Origin of the sequence: Mycobacterium sp. (assembly GCF_050701515.1) — a bacterium.
Taxonomy (GTDB): Bacteria; Actinomycetota; Actinomycetes; order Mycobacteriales; family Mycobacteriaceae; genus Mycobacterium.
This window is the reverse complement of sequence record NZ_JBOGDB010000045.1, coordinates 22,500-39,542: the sequence shown is the minus strand read 5'-3', so window position 1 is coordinate 39,542 and position 17,043 is coordinate 22,500. Positions and strand designations below refer to the sequence as shown.

General features: G+C 67.3%; 15 protein-coding genes. 5 read left to right on the top strand and 10 right to left on the bottom strand.

Annotation, left to right across the window (positions count from 1 at the left end; translation table 11 throughout):
- Nucleotides 1-13: 13 nt before the first annotated feature.
- The 7 genes from ACRDU5_RS03625 to ACRDU5_RS03595 all read right to left on the bottom strand — a co-directional run bounded on the left by ACRDU5_RS03625 (nucleotide 14) and on the right by ACRDU5_RS03595 (nucleotide 9,780).
- Complete coding sequence (locus ACRDU5_RS03625) at nucleotides 14-307, bottom strand: type VII secretion protein EsxS (protein WP_526612889.1); 294 nt, start codon at nucleotides 305-307, stop codon at nucleotides 14-16.
- Nucleotides 304-1,869, bottom strand: coding sequence for a PPE family protein (locus tag ACRDU5_RS03620; protein WP_526612887.1), 1,566 nt, complete (start codon nucleotides 1,867-1,869; stop codon nucleotides 304-306). The genes ACRDU5_RS03625 and ACRDU5_RS03620 overlap by 4 nt, the downstream gene beginning before the upstream one ends.
- A gap of 12 nt (nucleotides 1,870-1,881) precedes the next feature.
- Nucleotides 1,882-2,190, bottom strand: a complete 309-nt coding sequence (locus ACRDU5_RS03615; RefSeq protein WP_526612886.1) for a PE domain-containing protein — start codon at nucleotides 2,188-2,190, stop codon at nucleotides 1,882-1,884.
- Nucleotides 2,190-6,098 (bottom strand): type VII secretion protein EccCa, encoded by a 3,909-nt coding sequence (gene eccCa / locus ACRDU5_RS03610; RefSeq protein ID WP_526612884.1) that lies wholly within the window; start codon nucleotides 6,096-6,098, stop codon nucleotides 2,190-2,192. The genes ACRDU5_RS03615 and eccCa overlap by 1 nt, the downstream gene beginning before the upstream one ends.
- Nucleotides 6,095-7,591 carry a type VII secretion protein EccB gene (eccB, locus tag ACRDU5_RS03605; protein ID WP_526612883.1) on the bottom strand — a complete coding sequence of 499 codons (1,497 nt, stop codon included), beginning with the start codon at nucleotides 7,589-7,591 and terminating at the stop codon, nucleotides 6,095-6,097. The genes eccCa and eccB overlap by 4 nt, the downstream gene beginning before the upstream one ends.
- The gene (eccA, locus tag ACRDU5_RS03600) at nucleotides 7,588-9,420 is read right to left on the bottom strand and encodes a type VII secretion AAA-ATPase EccA (protein ID WP_526612881.1); all 1,833 of its coding nucleotides are present in this window, start codon (nucleotides 9,418-9,420) and stop codon (nucleotides 7,588-7,590) included. The genes eccB and eccA overlap by 4 nt, the downstream gene beginning before the upstream one ends.
- Before the next feature lie 108 nt (nucleotides 9,421-9,528).
- Nucleotides 9,529-9,780: a hypothetical protein gene (locus tag ACRDU5_RS03595; RefSeq protein WP_526612880.1), complete on the bottom strand. Its 252-nt coding sequence runs from the start codon at nucleotides 9,778-9,780 to the stop codon at nucleotides 9,529-9,531.
- A gap of 62 nt (nucleotides 9,781-9,842) precedes the next feature.
- Here ACRDU5_RS03595 and ACRDU5_RS03590 point away from each other — a divergent pair, with 62 nt between their 5' ends.
- Entirely contained in the window at nucleotides 9,843-11,102 is a 1,260-nt protein-coding gene (locus tag ACRDU5_RS03590; protein WP_526612879.1) for an adenylate/guanylate cyclase domain-containing protein, read from the top strand.
- On the opposite strand, the gene ACRDU5_RS03585 is transcribed toward ACRDU5_RS03590, so the two are convergent.
- Nucleotides 11,099-11,953: an oxygenase MpaB family protein gene (locus tag ACRDU5_RS03585; RefSeq protein ID WP_526612877.1), complete on the bottom strand. Its 855-nt coding sequence runs from the start codon at nucleotides 11,951-11,953 to the stop codon at nucleotides 11,099-11,101. The two genes, ACRDU5_RS03590 and ACRDU5_RS03585, sit on opposite strands and share 4 nt — an antisense overlap.
- A 75-nt stretch (nucleotides 11,954-12,028) precedes the next feature.
- On the opposite strand from ACRDU5_RS03585, the gene ACRDU5_RS03580 reads away from it, so the two are divergent.
- On the top strand, nucleotides 12,029-12,652 hold the full coding sequence (locus tag ACRDU5_RS03580; RefSeq protein WP_526612875.1) for a TetR/AcrR family transcriptional regulator: 624 nt from the start codon (nucleotides 12,029-12,031) through the stop codon (nucleotides 12,650-12,652).
- A 50-nt stretch (nucleotides 12,653-12,702) separates the two neighbouring features.
- Here the strand turns inward: ACRDU5_RS03580 and ACRDU5_RS03575 are convergent, their stop codons facing one another.
- Nucleotides 12,703-13,554, bottom strand: coding sequence for a type IV toxin-antitoxin system AbiEi family antitoxin (locus tag ACRDU5_RS03575; RefSeq protein WP_526612874.1), 852 nt, complete (start codon nucleotides 13,552-13,554; stop codon nucleotides 12,703-12,705).
- A gap of 40 nt (nucleotides 13,555-13,594) precedes the next feature.
- On the bottom strand, nucleotides 13,595-14,212 hold the full coding sequence (locus ACRDU5_RS03570; RefSeq protein ID WP_526612872.1) for a VOC family protein: 618 nt from the start codon (nucleotides 14,210-14,212) through the stop codon (nucleotides 13,595-13,597).
- Nucleotides 14,213-14,303: 91 nt separating this feature from the next.
- Between ACRDU5_RS03570 and ACRDU5_RS03565 the strand changes: the two genes are divergently transcribed.
- Genes ACRDU5_RS03565 through ACRDU5_RS03555 form a run of 3 tightly spaced genes read left to right on the top strand, consistent with a single transcriptional unit; the run spans nucleotide 14,304 to nucleotide 17,010 of the window.
- Nucleotides 14,304-14,936 carry a TetR/AcrR family transcriptional regulator gene (locus ACRDU5_RS03565; protein ID WP_526612870.1) on the top strand — a complete coding sequence of 211 codons (633 nt, stop codon included), beginning with the start codon at nucleotides 14,304-14,306 and terminating at the stop codon, nucleotides 14,934-14,936.
- Nucleotides 14,933-16,075, top strand: coding sequence for an alpha/beta hydrolase family protein (locus tag ACRDU5_RS03560; protein ID WP_526612869.1), 1,143 nt, complete (start codon nucleotides 14,933-14,935; stop codon nucleotides 16,073-16,075). Before ACRDU5_RS03565 ends, ACRDU5_RS03560 begins: the two co-directional genes overlap by 4 nt.
- The gene (locus tag ACRDU5_RS03555) at nucleotides 16,072-17,010 is read left to right on the top strand and encodes a 2-hydroxyacid dehydrogenase (protein WP_526612916.1); all 939 of its coding nucleotides are present in this window, start codon (nucleotides 16,072-16,074) and stop codon (nucleotides 17,008-17,010) included. The genes ACRDU5_RS03560 and ACRDU5_RS03555 overlap by 4 nt, the downstream gene beginning before the upstream one ends.
- Nucleotides 17,011-17,043 lie beyond the last annotated feature (33 nt).

The window sequence follows — 17,043 nt, the reverse complement described above, 5'->3', positions numbered from 1 at the left end:
GTTGTCAGATTTGTCAGATGGAGGTGTAGGTGCTGGACGCGGCGGCGTCCTCGGCGACATAGGTGCCCGCGGCGTCGCCGAGGTTGGCCTGGGCGATGTCGAGCAGCATGTTGATCTTCGCGGAGACCTCCACGAACCGGGCGTGCGCAGCCTGGAAGGCCGCCGAGGATTCGCCCATGTGGAACGCCTGGGCAGAGGTGGCGGCCTGCTCGGCCTGTGCGAGGGTGCTGCGCATCAACGCCGCCTTGGCGCCGAAGGCCGCCTCGGAGGCAACCAGTTGCGGAATGTGAGCATCAAGGAGGCTCATCGATCTTTCCTTTCATCTTCATCGGTGGTGGGTTGATCGTCGGATGTCCATGTCGTCGGCAGCATCGGGCTGACGGGTCCGCCGCCAAAGGAGTCGTCGGGCAGTTGGGTCAATCCGGCGGCAGGGCGGTCGGACTTGGTAGCCGTGCCGGTGAATCCGAGCGGACCCGCACCCTTGGTTGACGCCGAGGCGCGTGCTTCCTCGGGAGGTGGTGCGCCCGAGTCGGTCCCGGAACCCATGTCCATGAACTCGTCGCGATAGCCGCGCTCCTTGATCGCCGCGCCGCGCTTGCGGCGGGCACGCCTTTTCTCGCGGGCCGCCGCCGCAGCCGCCAGCGCAGCGGCGGCCGGGATATCGGCGGCTGGTGCCTTGGCGCCGGTGGCCTCGCGCAGCGTGGGCGTGAAACCCGCACCCGGGTAATCGCCACGCACGGCGTAGGCGATGGCTTGCCCGGGTGGCGGCGCCGTGGGTGCCGCGGTACCGGGTGCGGTGCCGGTCGCTGAGGTGGCGGGCGCCGCACCGGGACTGACTACGATCGGGGCGATGCCGGCGACCGGCCAGGTGCCGGGCTCGGCGCGCGTTACCGGTGCCGAGGCAGGGGCCTCGGTCCCGGCGGGGACCTCCGCCGGGGGCGTGGCCTTGTTGAGGAACTGATCAGCCGCGCCGATCGCGACGCCGATCGTGATCCACAGCAGCGGCTGCAGGAGCAGCTGGGGATAGGTCAGGGATGCGCCGATCCACGAGAAGACCTGCCAGGCAACGGCGAATAGCAGCGGCCCCCAAGTCACCAGCGCCTGCGCCGGATTTGTCAGGAAGTCGGTCAGCAACTGCACGGAGTTACCCAGCGGATCCTGGAAGAAGTTGATCAGCGGTTCGAACAATTGGTTGGTGTAGTCGAGGTAGGTCTGCAACAGATCGGAGATGATGTTCGAACTGTTCAGCGCCGAGCCCGATTCGGTCGCCTGCGCTTGGGCGCCCAGCTGTTGAGTGCTCGCGGCGGCGCTGCCGGCCTCGCCGACGCCGGGTGTCAGCAGGAACGGTGCCGGCGGCGTCGTCGGCGTCGCGGCGAGAGCGGCACCGGACACCGCTTGGTAGGTGCTCATCGTGGTGGCCGCCTGGATCCACATCCGGACGTAGTCGGCCTCGTTGAGCGCGATCGGAATCGTGTTGATACCAAGGAAGTTGGTGGCGACCAGCACGCCGTGGATCGTGTGGTTTGCGATGAGCTCGACCATCGTCGGCATGGTGGCCAGCGCCGTGCTGTAGGCCGCGGCGGCGGTTTCGTGCTGCGCCGCCGCGGCCGCGCTGTTGGCACTCGCCTCGGCAAGCCAGGCCAAATACGGCGCGTGCGCGGCGACGTACTGCTCGGCGCTCGGCCCTTGCCACGATCCCGCCTGAACGGCACCGAGCAGTCCGGTCAGTTCGGCTGCCGCCGAGGCGTATTCGGTGCTCAACGATTGCCATCCCCCCGCGGCGGCAAGCAGCGACCCCGGACCGGGTCCGCTGCTGAGCAGCGTTGAATGCACCTCCGGCGGAAGCGCCATCCAGATGGGGGCGGTCATCCCAAGCCCCAGTCAGCCGCGGGCGACAAGGTAGGAGGACGCGGCCATGGCGTCGCCGGTGGCGTAGCTGGTTCCGGATTCACCGACGCCGGCACCCGAGCGGCCCAGTTCTTCGACACCCTGGGCGGCGGCGGCCGAGTGCTGGGCGCCTTGTGCGCTGAAGCCGGCGGCCGTCTGCAATGAGACCGCGTCGGCCGCGGGCGGCAGCACGGCGGTGACGAGCGGCGCGGCACCGGCGTGGGCACCGGCCAGCCGCGCGGTCAGCGCCTCGACGGCCGCGCTGGCCGCCGTCAGCCCTTCTGGTGTTACTCGCAAAGTCATCAGCTGTATTCCTTTCCGGGTGCGGTGCGTTCGGCGACGAGCGGATTGACGAGTTGCAGATGTGTCGGGGAGTCGCTGTCGGTCAACAGGACTGCCCGGCCGGCCGGCAACCGGCTGAAGCGTTGACCGCGGATCTTTCCGCTGTCCTGCGGGTTGCCGGACAGCAGCAGCGTGTTGGCCTGCAGGTCGTTGAGGCGGCGCAGCAGCGGTGCGGTCATCACCGCGTGGGCGGAGCCGGTGGCTCGTGCGGTGACGATGACGCGCAGTCCGAGGTCGCCGGCCTCGGAGAGCAGACCGATGAGATTGTTCCACGGACGCTGCCCGACGTAGGGGCCGCTCATCGCCGGTCCATCGGGTATCTGGTCGACATCGTCGACGATCAGATAGTGGGTGCGGCCCTGCACTTTCCAGCCGCTCAGCTGCTGCGGGCTGAGCCCCGGCGGCGGCCGGCGCTTCTCGATGATCGCCGAGAGGCCCTGCATGGCCGGGATGATCCGGTCGATGTTCGGGGTGTACTCGTTGTCGGGAAACAGTGGCTCGTCGACCAGGTGCAGCCTTCGGTCGATCACGGTGAACGCGACCTCATCCGGCTGCGAGTGTTCCCGGATGGTGCGGATGATGTGGCGCAGCAGGGTGGTCTTGCCGGATTTGGCATCGCCGAAGACCATCAGCAGCGGGTTGTCGGTGAAGTCGAGGGTGACCGGCGCCAGGTCGTCCTCGCGCTGGCCGATGACGATCCGCTCGGGTCCGGGGTACAGCGGTGCCATCACCTCGGGGCGCAGATCGGTGGGCAGCAACCGCACCGGCGGCGCGGTGACATCCGGGTAGCGGGCGTTGATCGCGTCGATGTCTGCCAGCGACGGAGCGGCGAACAGGAAGTGCTCGGCGGCCATGGTGAGGCCGCGGCCGGGTTGGTCGGCGGGGACGCTGTCGGCGGGCCGGCGCAGGGCGCCGACCACGCGGACATTGCTGTCGTGGGAATCGTGCAGCTTGAGTTCGAGCCGCAGCCCAAGGCCGTCCCGCATGGCCAACGGCACCTCGATCCAGTTCGGTGTGGTGATCACGACGTGAATGCCGTACGACAACCCAGAGTTGGCCAGTTCGGTCACCTTCGCCAGTAACGGGTTCCGGGTGTTGAACGCGTCGGTGTTGTCTCGACTGAACGCGTAGAGGTTGTCGATGACCAGGAACACCTCGCCGTAGCCGTCATCGCGATCGCCCGGCCCACGCAGCTGACGTGACCACAGCAGCTGCTCCAACTCCCCGAATGTGCGGCGGATCCGCTCGGGCTCCAGCGGCGTGGCCACGCTGCCGACGTGAGCAAGGCCGGCCAGCTGGGCCAGCTGCCCGCCGCCGTAATCCAGACAGTAGAACGTGACATCCCGCGGCGAATGCAACGCCGCCGCGGAGAGCATGAACGTCTGCAGTGCCGTCGACTTACCCGATTTGGGTCCGCCGTGGATCACCATGTTGCCGGCCGACGACGAGGCGTCGAACACCAGCGGATCGCGCCGCATCTCGAAGGGCTTGTCGATCTCACCAAGCGGCCAACGCCATTGGCGTTCCGGCATCGCCGCGCGTGCCAGCACGTCGTGCAGTGGGAGTTTTTCGTCGAGCGGCGGCAGCCACAGCTCGGGTGCGTGCGGGCCGTATCGCGCCAGCTGGTCGCCGATGGTGGCGATCAGCTTGCGGGGCGACTGCTCGACGAGGTCGGTGGCGGCTCCGGCGATGACCGTTTCCGGCGGGGGCGCCACCCGCGAGGCGGGGAACAACTGCGGCTGCGGCACCGCGTGCACGACAATGGATTTCGCCTTGCGCGGCGGTTGGTAGATGCCGTCGACATAGGTACTGCGGAACTTGATCGGCACCGCGCCAGGCGCCGGTACCAGAAATCCGACGCCCTTGTGCTCGCGGCCGGACTCGATGTGATACGCGTCTTCGACGCCGATGATCTGACGGGACACGCTGGGGCTGGCCACCTTCAAACCGATCCGGTATGAGGTGTTCTTGTCGATGTCCTTGATCTTGCCGACGTCCAGTGTCTGCGAGGCGAACAGGATATGAATCCGAAACGAGCGGCCTTTGCGCGCAACGTAATCGAACAGTTCGGCGTACTCCGGATGGTCGGCCAGCATCAAGGTGAACTCGTCGGCCACCACAAACAGGGTGGGAAGCGGCGGCAGGTCGTGGCCCGCTGCGATGGCGTTCTCGTATTCGGTGACGGAGTTGAAGGCGCTGCCCTGAACCCGGCGGCCGGCTTCCTTGAGCAGCAGCTCGCGGCGGGCCACCTCGCCGCGAAGCGTGTCGGCGAAGCGGTCGGCCAGGGACTTCTTCTCGGCCATGTTCGAGATCACCGCCACCACCTGCGGGAAATTCCGGAAGATGTCGGCTCCGGCCTCACCCTTGAAATCGGCGTAGATCACGATCAGGCGGTCTGCCGATTGAGTGGTCAACAGGGACAACAGGATTGACATCAGCATCTGGGACTTGCCCGATCCCGTCATGCCGATCATCAGGCCGTGCGGACCCATCCCCCCTTCGGCCTCGTCCTTGAGGTCGAAGATCAGCGGCTCGCCGGTGGCGGTCACGCCGATCGGCACCCGCAGCTCGTCGTCGCGGTTTCGCGGCGCCCACAGGCTCGCGACGTCCAACGCCGACGCGTCGGGGATGTCGAGCAGGGTGGTGAAGGTGGCACCACGAGTGTCGGCCGACCGGGCATGACTCGGGTTGGAGTCCCAGCGGGAAAGCCGCCGCGCGATGTGGTGGACGTCCGCGGCGGCCATGCTGTCGGCGGTGCCGATGTAGGGCTGCCACCCGCCGTTCTGCCAGCGCTCGATCCTGCCTTCCGCCACCCGCAGCACGGGCCGTTCGGGATCCGAATACTGCTCGCGGTGCGGCGGTTTCGTCGACCTGTGCACGACGGTAACGCCCGCCAGACCGGGTGGCGGCACGATGTCGTCGGGGTCGGCGTCCGGGTCGTCGAGCACGACCAGCAGATGTTTGGCCGTCTCGGCCGCCAGTACCGGCGCCAGCAGGTTACCTAGCTCGGACGCGTCGGTGGTCAGGTAGCGGGCCGGACCGACACCGTCGGCCTCGCCGGGAATGTCTACGTGCGGCAGCCATTTCAGCCATGCCCAGTTGTCGCCGTCCAGTTCCGGACTGGCCACCGCGAGACCGAGCACTTCTGGGTCATGCCACGTCACGGCCTGCGCGATCCAGGCCCGTAGCGCGCCGCGCACCTCGTCGGGCTCGCCGAGCAGCGTCACCCGCGACACCTTGGTCACGCCGATGCCGGTGGGCACGTCGTGCACGGTTCGCTGGGTGTCCAGCAGCCCACGCAGGGTGCTGTGCGAGACCGGCTCCAGGTCGATCTCGTCGGCGGTGTCCTTGACGCGCAGCGTGGTGGTCAGTGGTGCGTCGTGCAGACCTGCCCGCAGCACCAGGAAGTCGTCGTCGTGCGGGTCGCGTTCCCATTGCCGACGGGTGCCCGGGATGGCGGCCAGTGCCACCGGGGCGGGATGCGACCAGTCCAGTGCCGCGCGCTGTTCGGCGGCGTGGGCGCGCACGTTGTCCCGCAGTACGGACAGGTAGCGCAGGTAGTCGGCCCGTTCGGCGTCGACCTCCTCGGTGCGCATCTTGTTGTCCGAGCCGCGATAGAGCGCGGTGGCGGCCAGCAGCAACACGAACGGGAAGAACAGCATCTGCGGGGAAATCAGCCGCATCCCGGTGGCCACCAACGCGACGATCATCCCGACGATCAGTATCACGATCAGGTACGGCAGCACGCGGCGCAGCAACGACGGCGGCACCAGGCGCGGCAGCTCGGGCGGCGGTTCGATGGTGACGGTGCCCTTGCGGACCTCGGGTCGTGGCAGCCGCCGATGCGCCTCGAATATCAGCCTGCTCATCGGGCCTCCAGTGCGTCGTGTGCCAGCAGCGCGTCGGCGCGCGACAAGGCCGGGCCGGCGGCGTACAGGGACAACACCGACCATGGAATCGGCAGCGGCGGTGCGCCGAGGCCCAGCGCCGTAACGGCCTTGCCGTCATCAGCGGTGGTGTCGACGCCGTAGCGGACGCCGGTGTCGCTCACCCAGAACAGCGAGCCCGCGGTCGGTGAGCCTGGCTCCTGACCGACCGTCTGGACGAAGTAACCGCGGCCCGGCGGTAGCGCCACCCGGGTGCCCGATCCGACGAGATCGACGGTATGCGTTCCGTTGGCCAGCGGTAGCGCGGCACCGGAGAGCACGTTCATCGTGCTGGTGCTGGCCCCCTCCGGTTTCGCCCAGTGCGCGCAGGTGACCGGGTCGTCGGCCGCGTTGACGAGGCTGACGGGATCGGGGGGATAGGCGTCGGTGTCGATGCCCCGGGCAACCGGCATTCGGGCCACCTCGTCAGCGCCCAAACGTGGCGGTTGATCGAGGCCAAAGGAGTTGGTGTTGCGCAGGATTGCCGCCAGCACGGGTGGCACCGGCTGTAGCCCGTCGGGCAGCAGCGCGTAGTAGCGGATCGTGTTGTCGGCCTCGTAGGCCGCGACCACCGCCCCGACGGGTGCCGACACCGGCAGCGGGAACCGCGGCGGTTCGCCGGCCCCGGGGATGGCCGGCGCGGTCAGCCCGGGTGCCTCCGGAATGGTGTTGAACAGGCCGGTGGCGATGGGCCGCGGCGTGGCACTGTGCGCACCCAGTCCGAGCGCGTCGGTAATCGCCCTGTCGTTCAGGTCGATCGGGCTGCGGCGGCCGTCCCACAGCAGCCAGGTTCGCCCGGCGTTCTCGACCAGGACCGCGGAGTTGCTCGGCAGCGGGACCGCGCGCTCGCCGCCGCCGGTAAGGCTGCCGGCGATCACCGTCAATCCGGCGGCCGGTCCGGACGCGGCGTCGCAGACGGTCCAGTCGGCGTCGCGAGATGTGTTCTGCACCATGCGTTCCGGCGCGCCGGGTATGCCGAGCAGGTTTCCGCGACCGAATCGGTCGATTTCGGCGGTCTTGACGGTGGTGGGATTGTCCGGCCGGCCGACGATCAGTCGCGCGGAGGTGAGGTTGAGTACCGGGTGAAGCTGGTCGCCGACCTTCACATACAGCGCGGCGGTGGAGCGGTCGGCGAGCACCCCATCGTTGCCTGCCACCCCGGACGGACGGATAAGCGAGAAGATGAAACACCCGGCCAGGCCGGTGATCAGGATGAGCACCCCGACGAGCACCGCCCGGGTCTGCGTGCGCAGCGGATCCACCAGCATCCGGGTGTCATGCAGTGCCACACCGGATGCAATGCGGCGCATGACGAATCGCCATCCTGATACTTGGTGGCGGGTGACGAAGCCGCGCCGGTAGACCACGCCGTCCGGATTCTCGTTGGCCGGGGTCCGGGAAGTGAAGGCACGCCGGTCCGGGTCTGGTCCGGTCACGCGGGCACCGATAGACCGAGCCCGCGCAGCAGCGGGGTGATCGAAGTGCGCACGTCGACGTCGGTGATCGTCATCAGCTCGTCGTCGGTGAAGTCGCGGTCCTCGGTGGGGGCACCTCCCGCCTGCGGGGGATGATCGAGGCGGTATTCGCGCTCCTCTTCGGAGCGCTCGACGAGGTTGCGGACGAACCGCCCGTTGCCCGCGATGTCCAGGTTGCGTCGTGCTACCCCGGTGGTGTCCGGTGATGACGATTCGGCGAGATGGCCGAACAGGGTTTCCATGTCGGCGAGCGCGGCCTGTTCGAACACGCTGTCCCGCTTTTCTGCCATCCGCTTGCCGATCGCGACCAGTTCGGCCGGCGAATACGACGGAAAGTCGATGCTGCGGGTAAAACGCGACCGCAGGCCCTCGTTGGTGTCGAGAAACTGATCGAGGTCGGCGCGGTACCCCGCGACGATGACCACCAGCCGGTCTCTGTCGTTCTCCATCCGGGCCAGCAGCGTGTCGATCGCGACCAACCCGAAGTCGTTCTTCGCCCCGGTGGCGACCAATGCGTATGCCTCGTCCAGGAACAGCACGCCGTCCAGGGCGCTGTCGATGATGGCGTTGGTCTTGGCTTCGGTTTCGCCGATGTGCTGGCCGATCAGGTCGGCGCGGTGCACCTCCCGCACGGTCTCCTTTTTCAACAGGCCGAGGCCGCAGTAGATCTTGGCGACGACGCGGGCGATCGTGGTCTTGCCGGTGCCCGGTGGACCGGCGAACACCAGATGGTTGGTGCGGCCCGCGACCACCAGACCGCGTTCCTGGCGCCGCAGTGCCATCGCCACCGAGCTCTTCAGCCGGGCCACCTGAAACTTGACCTCTTCCAGGCCGATGAACTCGGCCAACTCGGCTTCGGCCTCGATCAGCAGGTGGGCCTTGCGCTCCTTGGCGCCGGGGTCGACGAATTCGGCTTCGCTGGGCTCGGTGGCCGGGTCCCACGGGTCGGTGCGGGCGTCGATGCGGTCGGCGGTGGTGGTGACGAGCCCGAAGGTGGGATCGGACAGGGCATCGGAGACGTCGGTGTTCTCGGGGTTGGCGGCATACAGGTCCTGCAGCACGTCGGCGGCGTCGTCGTCCTCACCCTGTGCGCGCAGCGCCAGCGCCTTGGCCAGCGCGCCGTCGACGGCGGCCACCGTCACCGGGCCGCCGGGCTCCTCCAGATACGACAGCGCCGGGGCGAACATCCCGAGGCGGGCCAGCGCGATGCCCAATGTCACGCGCGCGGCGTGGGCGTACACCTCGTCCAGTGTCGAGTCCGTGACGATAGGGGTGAGCAACCGGACGACGTCGGGCCAGCGTTCGGTCCGATGACAGATCGCGATCCGTACCCATCGGGCCTCCAGCCAGCCGGGCCGTCGCTCGATCACCTCTCCGACCAGCCGATCGGCCTCTGCATACTCTTCAGCCTCGGAAAGGGTTGCGGCATACGCCAATTGGAAGTCATCGGGATCTGTGGCCCGGAACTGTAGATACAGCCCGGTGTCATAGCTGAAGCCCAACGCCCGCGGCGCCAGTTCGATCTGCCGTGCCAGCAACCCGGCGGTGGCCGAGGTACGCCAGACCGACTCGATTACCTCGGCGGAGACGCCACCGGCCGCAGCAAGGCCGGCCCACGCGTCGCACTGGTCGTGGGCGATGTGGGTCAGTGCGGCGAAACCGGTGCGAGCGGCGGCGAGGTCGGCGGGCCGTTGCCGGTCGTGCACGGACAGTCCGAGCGCGCGACAGCAGGTGGCGAAGCGGCTGACGACATCGCGGTCGACCCGAGTCGCAAGCGTGTCACTACCCATCTGGGCCCGCCGTCTCCTTATGTATGCCTAAGCTAACTTCTGGCCGAAGTTAGCATTGCATAAGCTAACTGTCGAGACGCACGGGCACGGCTAGGGCCGTGAGCCGGATCACTCCTTGACGGCGCTGACCAGGCTGCCGTTGACCGGCCGGCCGATCTGGCGGAAGTAGTCCGCCAATCGGACCGCGGCACCCTGCCGGCCCCGCCTGCCGAACCAGTCGACGGCTGAGGCATGTTGCTCGTTATAGACCAGCGTGAAGAACGTGTCCTCGTTCCCGGTGGCCCGCTCCTCGTCGCGAGCGGCCTGGAATTCCGCATCGACGCTCGTGGTGATGTCCCAGGTGTCATTGTCGCTACGCATGACGACGGTGATACGCCCGCAAACTGACAACCCGCCGAGCAGCGGAACGCCAAACTATTCACGTGAGCGATGGGCGCGTGCGCTATGCCCGCGATGGTGACGTGCGCCTGGCGTACCGGGTGTACGGCGATGCCGACGCCACATTGGTATGGGTTCCCACCTTTATGAGCAGCATCGATCGCTACGACGATCCCGCTTTTCCATGGGGCGCCCTTGTCGAACAGCTATCCCGCGAGATGCGCGTCGTGGTGTGGGACGCGCGTGGGACCGGATTGTCGGATCCCGTCATGCGAGCTCCATCGCTCGATGAACGCGTCCACGATCTGTCGCGCGTCCTCGAAGCCGCCGGAGTGGCACAAGCCTCGCTGTTCGGCCCATTCACTGGAGGCCCACCGACGATCATGTTCGCCGCAAAGTATCCGGCGCGGGTGCGATCACTCGTCCTGCTCGGAACGGCGGCCCGCTTCACGCAGGATCCCCCGGAGTTCCCATGGGGATTCACCCAGGCAGAGGTCGACGCCCAACTCGAAGATATCGACAACCATTGGGGCGAGGGGGCGGGGGCCGAGTTGCTGTTCGGCGCCTCGGCCGACGTGCCCGGTGTCCGGGAGCAGTGGGGCCGGATTCAGTCTTCCCTCGGCAGCCCGGCGATGGCCAAGCTTCTTTGGCGGGCCTATGTGGCCGATGACGTCCGCGACCTGCTCGACCGAGTGTCGGCACCCACTCTTGTGATGGCGAGGCCGGGCGACCATATGGTGGCGTTCGAGGCATCCGCGGCGCTCGCGGCCGGTATACCGAATGCGCGGCTGATGGCGCTTCCGCCCGGCGAGCACCACGCCTTCGATGTGATCGACGTCTTGTCCGAAGCGTTGCTGAAGTTCTGCGAAAGACCCGTCGGCACAAGGGGTGAACGAATACTGGCCACCGTGTTGTTCACCGATATCGTGAGCTCGACCGAGCAGCTCAGTGCGTCGGGTGACGATCACTGGCGCCATCAGCTCGATGTCCATGACGGCGTGGTTGACGCGCTGTTGGCGAAGCACGGGGGTCGGCGCGCGAAGCACACGGGCGATGGCGTGTTCGCACTCTTCGACGGACCGACGAAGGCGGTCGCTTGCGCATGCGAACGACGCGGCGACGAGTGGAGCGGGATGGCTGTTCACGTCGGTGCTCGCATCGGTGCGCTGGCCGGACCCTGCGAAGTGCTCGCCAGCCGCACCGTGCGAGATCTGTCCGCGGGCTCTGGTCTGACCTTTGAAAGCCTTGGGCCGCAACGGCTCAAGGGCATTCCGGAGGAAGTCGACGTCTACCGGGTCAGCTAGACGAGCGGGCGACCGGTTCGGATCCGCCAGTCCAGATCACGCAGCAGCACATTGAACGGGAACTGCCGGATGAACCGCGGCATCAGCTTGGTGACGAACCGGAGCACGCCCATCAGTCGGTCGAACCGGAGTTGCTTCTGCGGGTTCCACTCCAGCCGCATCTCGTCGCGGAAGCGTTGCGGCAGAAAGCCGGCCGTGATCAACAGCGAGAAGTTGTCCGACCACCGCTGCAGCGGCCCCGGCAGCTTGACCCCTTTCATCCGAGCCGCCGCTATCGGATGCAGGTATTCGCGAACGGTGTCGTCGATGTGCACCTTGTCCAGCGACTCCTGCCAGTACCGGTCGAACGCGGCCCGGTCGGCCGGCCACATCTCCTCGGGCACCTGCAGGGTGGTGCCGAGCGCCATGCCTTCGCGGTAGTGCCGTTCCGCGGTCTCTTCGTCCATCTCACCGACGAAAATCCGGTGCACGTCCACCGCGCCCTGGTACAGACAGGCCGCGACCCACAGCTGCAGGTCTTTGTCGAAGGCGTTGTATTCGATCGGACTTTCCTCGGTGGAATACACCTGGGCGTGCGCCCCATCGACCGCGCGGCGGAATGCCGCCTTCTGCTCGTCGGTCCCCCGGGTCGCCACCGCGAGGTAGGTGAAGGTCGTGCGGGCCCGCTTGATCGGATGCAGGTCCACCCGGCCGCTCTCGACCCGGCTCTCCAGCACGCCGTACCCCACGCCGGGCCGCGCCAGCTGCATGATCACGTTGGCCGGCCCGGCCAGCAGGGCAATCCCCATCAGGCCGTCATCCATCGCGCCATGCCGCCCGGACATCGCACGCCCACTCGCACTGATCGTCATTGCCTTCACCTTGAATCTGAGAACATGTGTTTCCTGATATTGCCCGGCGGGTGGGCTGATGTCAAGATGGACGCCATGACCCAGGCCCGGCCGTACCGCGGAGTCGAGGCGGCTGACCGCCTCGCTCAGCGCCGCGGCCGATTGCTGCGCGCCGGCCTCGATTTGTTGGGTGCCCCCAACCAGGACCCGGCCGAGCTGACCGTCCGGGGGATCTGCCGGCGGGCCGGGCTCGGCGTTCGGTACTTCTACGAAAGCTTCACCGACAAGGACGACTTCGTCGCCGCGGTGTTCGACTGGGTGATCGCCGACATCGCCGCCACCACCCAGGCCGCCGTTGCCGCGGCGCCGCCGACGGAACAGGGCCGAGCGGGCATGGCCAACATCGTGCGCATCATCGCCGACGATCCCAGCGCAGGACGGCTGCTGTTCAGTGCGCAGCTGTCCAATCCGGTGGTGGCGCGCAAGCGTGTCGAGTCGGCCGCGTTCTTCACGATGTTGCTCGGTGAACATGTGGGCAGCACGTTGCGTGCCCGGGGGGATGACCGGATCAAGGCCGCGACGCACTTCGTGGTCGGCGGCGTCGGGCAGACCATCAGCGCGTGGCTGAGCGGCGCGGTCGAGCTGCAGCCGGATCAACTCGTCGACCAGCTGGCGTCGATTCTCGATGTGCTCGCCGACCCGAAGGTGTACCGCGGATAGCGCCGAGACTTAAACCTTTGCGACGTCTCCCGGCGTGTCATCGCTGTCGGTTAAATGTCGCGATAGCCGCGGCGGATCAACGCAGCCCGCGCCCTCGCCACGACCTCGTCGGGGCGGTCCTCTTTGACGACGCGCACGACTTGCCAGCCAAGACGTTCGACCTTGGCGAGGGTTCGGATGTCCTTGACGTACTGCTGGCGGTTGGTGCGATGTTGGTCGCCGTCGTACTCCGCGGCCACCATGAAGTCCTCCCACCCCATGTCGAGCATGCGCACCAGCCGACCCCGGGCCTCCACGACGGGAACCTGCGTGGTCGGCCGCGGCAGACCTGCGTCGACGAACAGGGTGCGAAGCCAACTTTCCCTCGGTGACGCCGCGCCGCCGTCTACCAGCGGTAACACCGTCCGCAGACGGCGCAGGCCGCGCGCACCGCGGTGCCGCTTGGCAAGTAGCAAGACATCCTCAGAAGCGAACGGCGTCGCATACATCAGCGCGTCGAGGCGGGCGATTGCTTCACTGCGTGGCAGCCGTCGCCCCAGGTCGTAAGCCGTTCGAGCCGGTGTGGTGACTGCCAACCCGTCGACGCGAGTGATCTCGTCGTCCGCCAATCTCTCGTTGCGGGTCTGGACTCCCTCTGGCGCATGCGGATTGCGCCATACCAATTCGACACATTCATCGTCGTCGATCCACTGCGCGCCGTGCAGGGCTGCTGCCGCCAGGCCCGCGACAACGGCACGCTTCTCCGACCAGAGCCACGCCCCGACAGTCCGTGTTATCAGCGACGGCTCGATGAGGGCCGGGACGTACACGTCGGGATAGAGCGCCCGATACTGCGATCGCAGTTGATAGGCACTCAGCTGCCCGGAGCGCACCGCGTGACTCCCGGTGAACACGTCCCCCATGTCCACATGCTGACATCAGACACCGACACCTTCGCCAGACTTAAACCTTTGCGACGTCGGTCGGCGTGTCGTTGCTGACGTTTACGTGTCGCGGCCCTGGCCGCCTGTCGGCGGCGGTCTTCGGCCGGGTCTGAGTGTCGGTCTCGGTGAATTCCTTCGTCCAACAAGCGAATTCCAGCGTGATCCCGTCCGGGTCGTGGAAGTAGAACGACCGCACATAGACGCCGGGGTGCACCGTCGCCGAGACTTGCGCTTCGCTCTCGTCGTGGTTGAGCACCGGGCCGACGCGCACCCCTTTGTCCTTGAGCCGCTGCCGGTACTCGTCGAACTTCTCCCGGGGAACGTGGAAGGCCAGATGGTTCATCGAGCTGACCGAGCTGGTGATCTCGCCGATGCCCGGAATCGCGGCGGGCGACGAGATGCCCGCCACCTTGTCGGCGGCGTCGGCGAACCAGAAGAACGCGACGCAGTCGCCGTCGCCGGCGTCGAAGAAGAAGTGCTGGCCCATGCCGCCGGGCAGGTCGAGCGATTTGATCAGCGGCATACCGAGGACATTCGAATAGAAGTCGACGGTCTTCTCCATGTCCGAACACACCAGTGCCACATGGTTAATGCCGCCGAGCTCGAACTCGGAATTGGGATTGTCGGGCTTGATCATGTCGCGAAACTCCTGCCAAGATCGAAATCTGAATCTAACATCAGATTCAGGTTCAAATCAATGCCCGGGGCATCCCCGGCGAAAGGGAACCGTGACCGTCAGCCCGCGTGAGCAGTTGCCCACCCAGCGTGGGCGGCAGACACAGGCCGCCATCGACGCTGCCGCCCGAGCGGTGGTCGCGCGCAACGGAATCCTGGCGACCACCATCTCCGACATCGCCGCCGAGGCCGGCAGGTCGACCGCATCCTTCTACAACTACTACGACTCCAAGGAGGCGATGGTCCGCGAATGGGCGCTGCGGTTCCGCGACGAGGCGCGAGACCGTGCCCGGGCGGCCGGCAAGCCGGGCCTGAGCAACCGCGAACGCTCGTATGAGGCGGCCGCCGCACACTGGAACACCTACCGCAACCGGCTGGCCGAGATCATCAGCGTGTCGCAGCTAGCCATGGTCAACGACGACTTCGCCGAATACTGGGCCGATATCTGCTCGCTGCCGATCTCGATGATCACGACGATGGTGAAACAGGCTCAGCGGGAAGGCTTCTGCGCCGACGACGATCCCGAGCTGGTCGCGGTCGCGATGGTTTCGATGCTCAACCAGTTCTGCTACGCACAACTATCCGGCGACGGCGCCTCTGGCCCGGTCGACGACGACGCCTGCATCACCACCCTGGCCAACGTCTTCTACCGGACGATCTATTACAAGGAGACCGGACTGACATGACCAGAACGACGGCGTCATCCGGCGCACCGGGGGTAACCCGCGAGTTCGTCGGGTTGGACTCCCCCACCGCGCGGCGGGCCGGGGCGGGCGGGCATCCCTGCCAAGGGCTTTATCACCGCGGGGTGGGACGCAAGCCCAAGGTGGCGATCATAGCGGTGCACTACCAGATCGACTTCTCGGAGCACTATCTCGCCGACTACATCGCCACCCGGGGCATCGGGTTCCTGGGCTGGAACACCCGGTTTCGCGGATTTGAGAGCAGCTTCCTGCTCGATCACGCCCTGGTCGACATCGCTGTCGGCGTTCGCTGGCTGCGCGAGGTACAGGGCGTGGAAACCGTTGTGCTGCTGGGCAACTCCGGTGGAGGTTCGCTGATGGCGGCCTACCAGGCGCAGGCGGTCGACAGGCACATAACGCCGCTGGACGGCATGCGGCCCGCGGCCGGGCTTACCGAGCTGCTGCCCGCCGACGGCTATGTCGCCAGCGCCGCCCACCCGGGCCGCCCCGATGTCCTTACCGCCTGGATGGACGCGTCGGTGGTCGACGAAAACGACCCGATAGCAACCGATCCCGAGTTGGACTTGTTCGACGCGGGCAACGGCCCGCCCTACTCCGAGGACTTCATCACCCGCTACCGGTCGGCGCAGGTGGCCCGCAACAATGCGATCACCGATTGGGCGGAGCGGGAGCTGAAGCGGGTCCGGGCCGCCGGCTTCTCCGATCGCCCGTTCACCGTGATGCGCACCTGGGCCGATCCTCGGATGGTTGATCCGACACTGGAACCCAGCAAGCGCCCGGCCAATCTGTGCTATGCGGGCGTCCCGGTCAAGGCCAATCGGTCGGCACACGGCATCGCCGCGGCCTGCACGCTGCGCGGCTGGATCGGCATGTGGAGCCTGCGCCATGCCCAGACGCGGGCCGAGCCGCACCTGACCCGCATCGACTGTCCCGCCCTGGTGATCAACGCCGAACAGGACACCGGTGTCTTCCCGTCCGACGCGCAACGCATCTACGACGCACTGGCGAGCGAGGACAAGTCGCAATGCGCCATCGACAGCGACCACTACTTCACCACGCCCGGAGCGCGCAGTGAGCAGGCCGATACGATCACCAAGTGGATCGCGAAGCGGTGGCGCTGAGGGTCCTGGCCCACTTCGTTCCCGGCGAGCGGGTGCTGGGTTTTCTTGCGCCAGAACTGGATTGGCTGGACGTCCGATACTGCGCCGAAGACGACGACGACACCTTCTACCGCGAGCTGCCCGATGCCGAAGTGATCTGGCATGTGCTGCGCCCCGTGTCGGATTCCGATCTCGAGCGAGCGCCACGGTGCAAGCTCGTCCACAAGCTGGGCGCGGGCGTCAACACCATCGACGTCGACGCCGCGTCGCGGCTCGGCATCGCGGTGGCCAACATGCCCGGCGCCAACGCGGCGTCGGTTGCGGAGGGCGCCGTGCTGCTGATGCTGGCGGCGCTCCGCAGGCTTCCGGAATTGGACCGGGCCACCCGCGCGGGAAATGGCTGGCCGTCGGACCCCAGCCTCGGCGAAACGGTGCGAGACATCGGTAGCTGCACCGTCGGGCTGATCGGCTACGGCAGTATCGCCAAACGCGTCGAGGACATCGTGACCGCGATGGGTGCCGAGGTGCTGCACACCAGCACCCGCGACGACGGACAGCGCGGCTGGCGGAGGCTGCCCGACCTGCTGGCCAAAGGCGACATCGTGTCGCTGCACCTGCCGCTCACCGCCGACACCACCGGCCTGCTGGACGACGCCGCGCTGGCACTGATGAAGCCGGGCGCCGTGGTCGTCAACACCTCGCGCGGACCGATCATCGACGAGGGCGCGCTGGTCGATGCGCTCCGGGACGGTCGGCTGGCGGCCGCCGGCCTGGACGTGTTCGCGGTCGAGCCGATACCGGCCGACAATCCTCTGCTGAGGCTGAACAACGTCGTGCTCACCCCGCACGTCACCTGGTACACCGCCGACACGATGCGCCGCTACCTGGCCGAAGCCGTCGACAACTGCCGGCGGCTGCGGGACGGCCGTGAGCTGGCGAATGTGGTCAACGGGTAGGCTCGGTCCCAACCGACCGGTTATTGGGGAAGG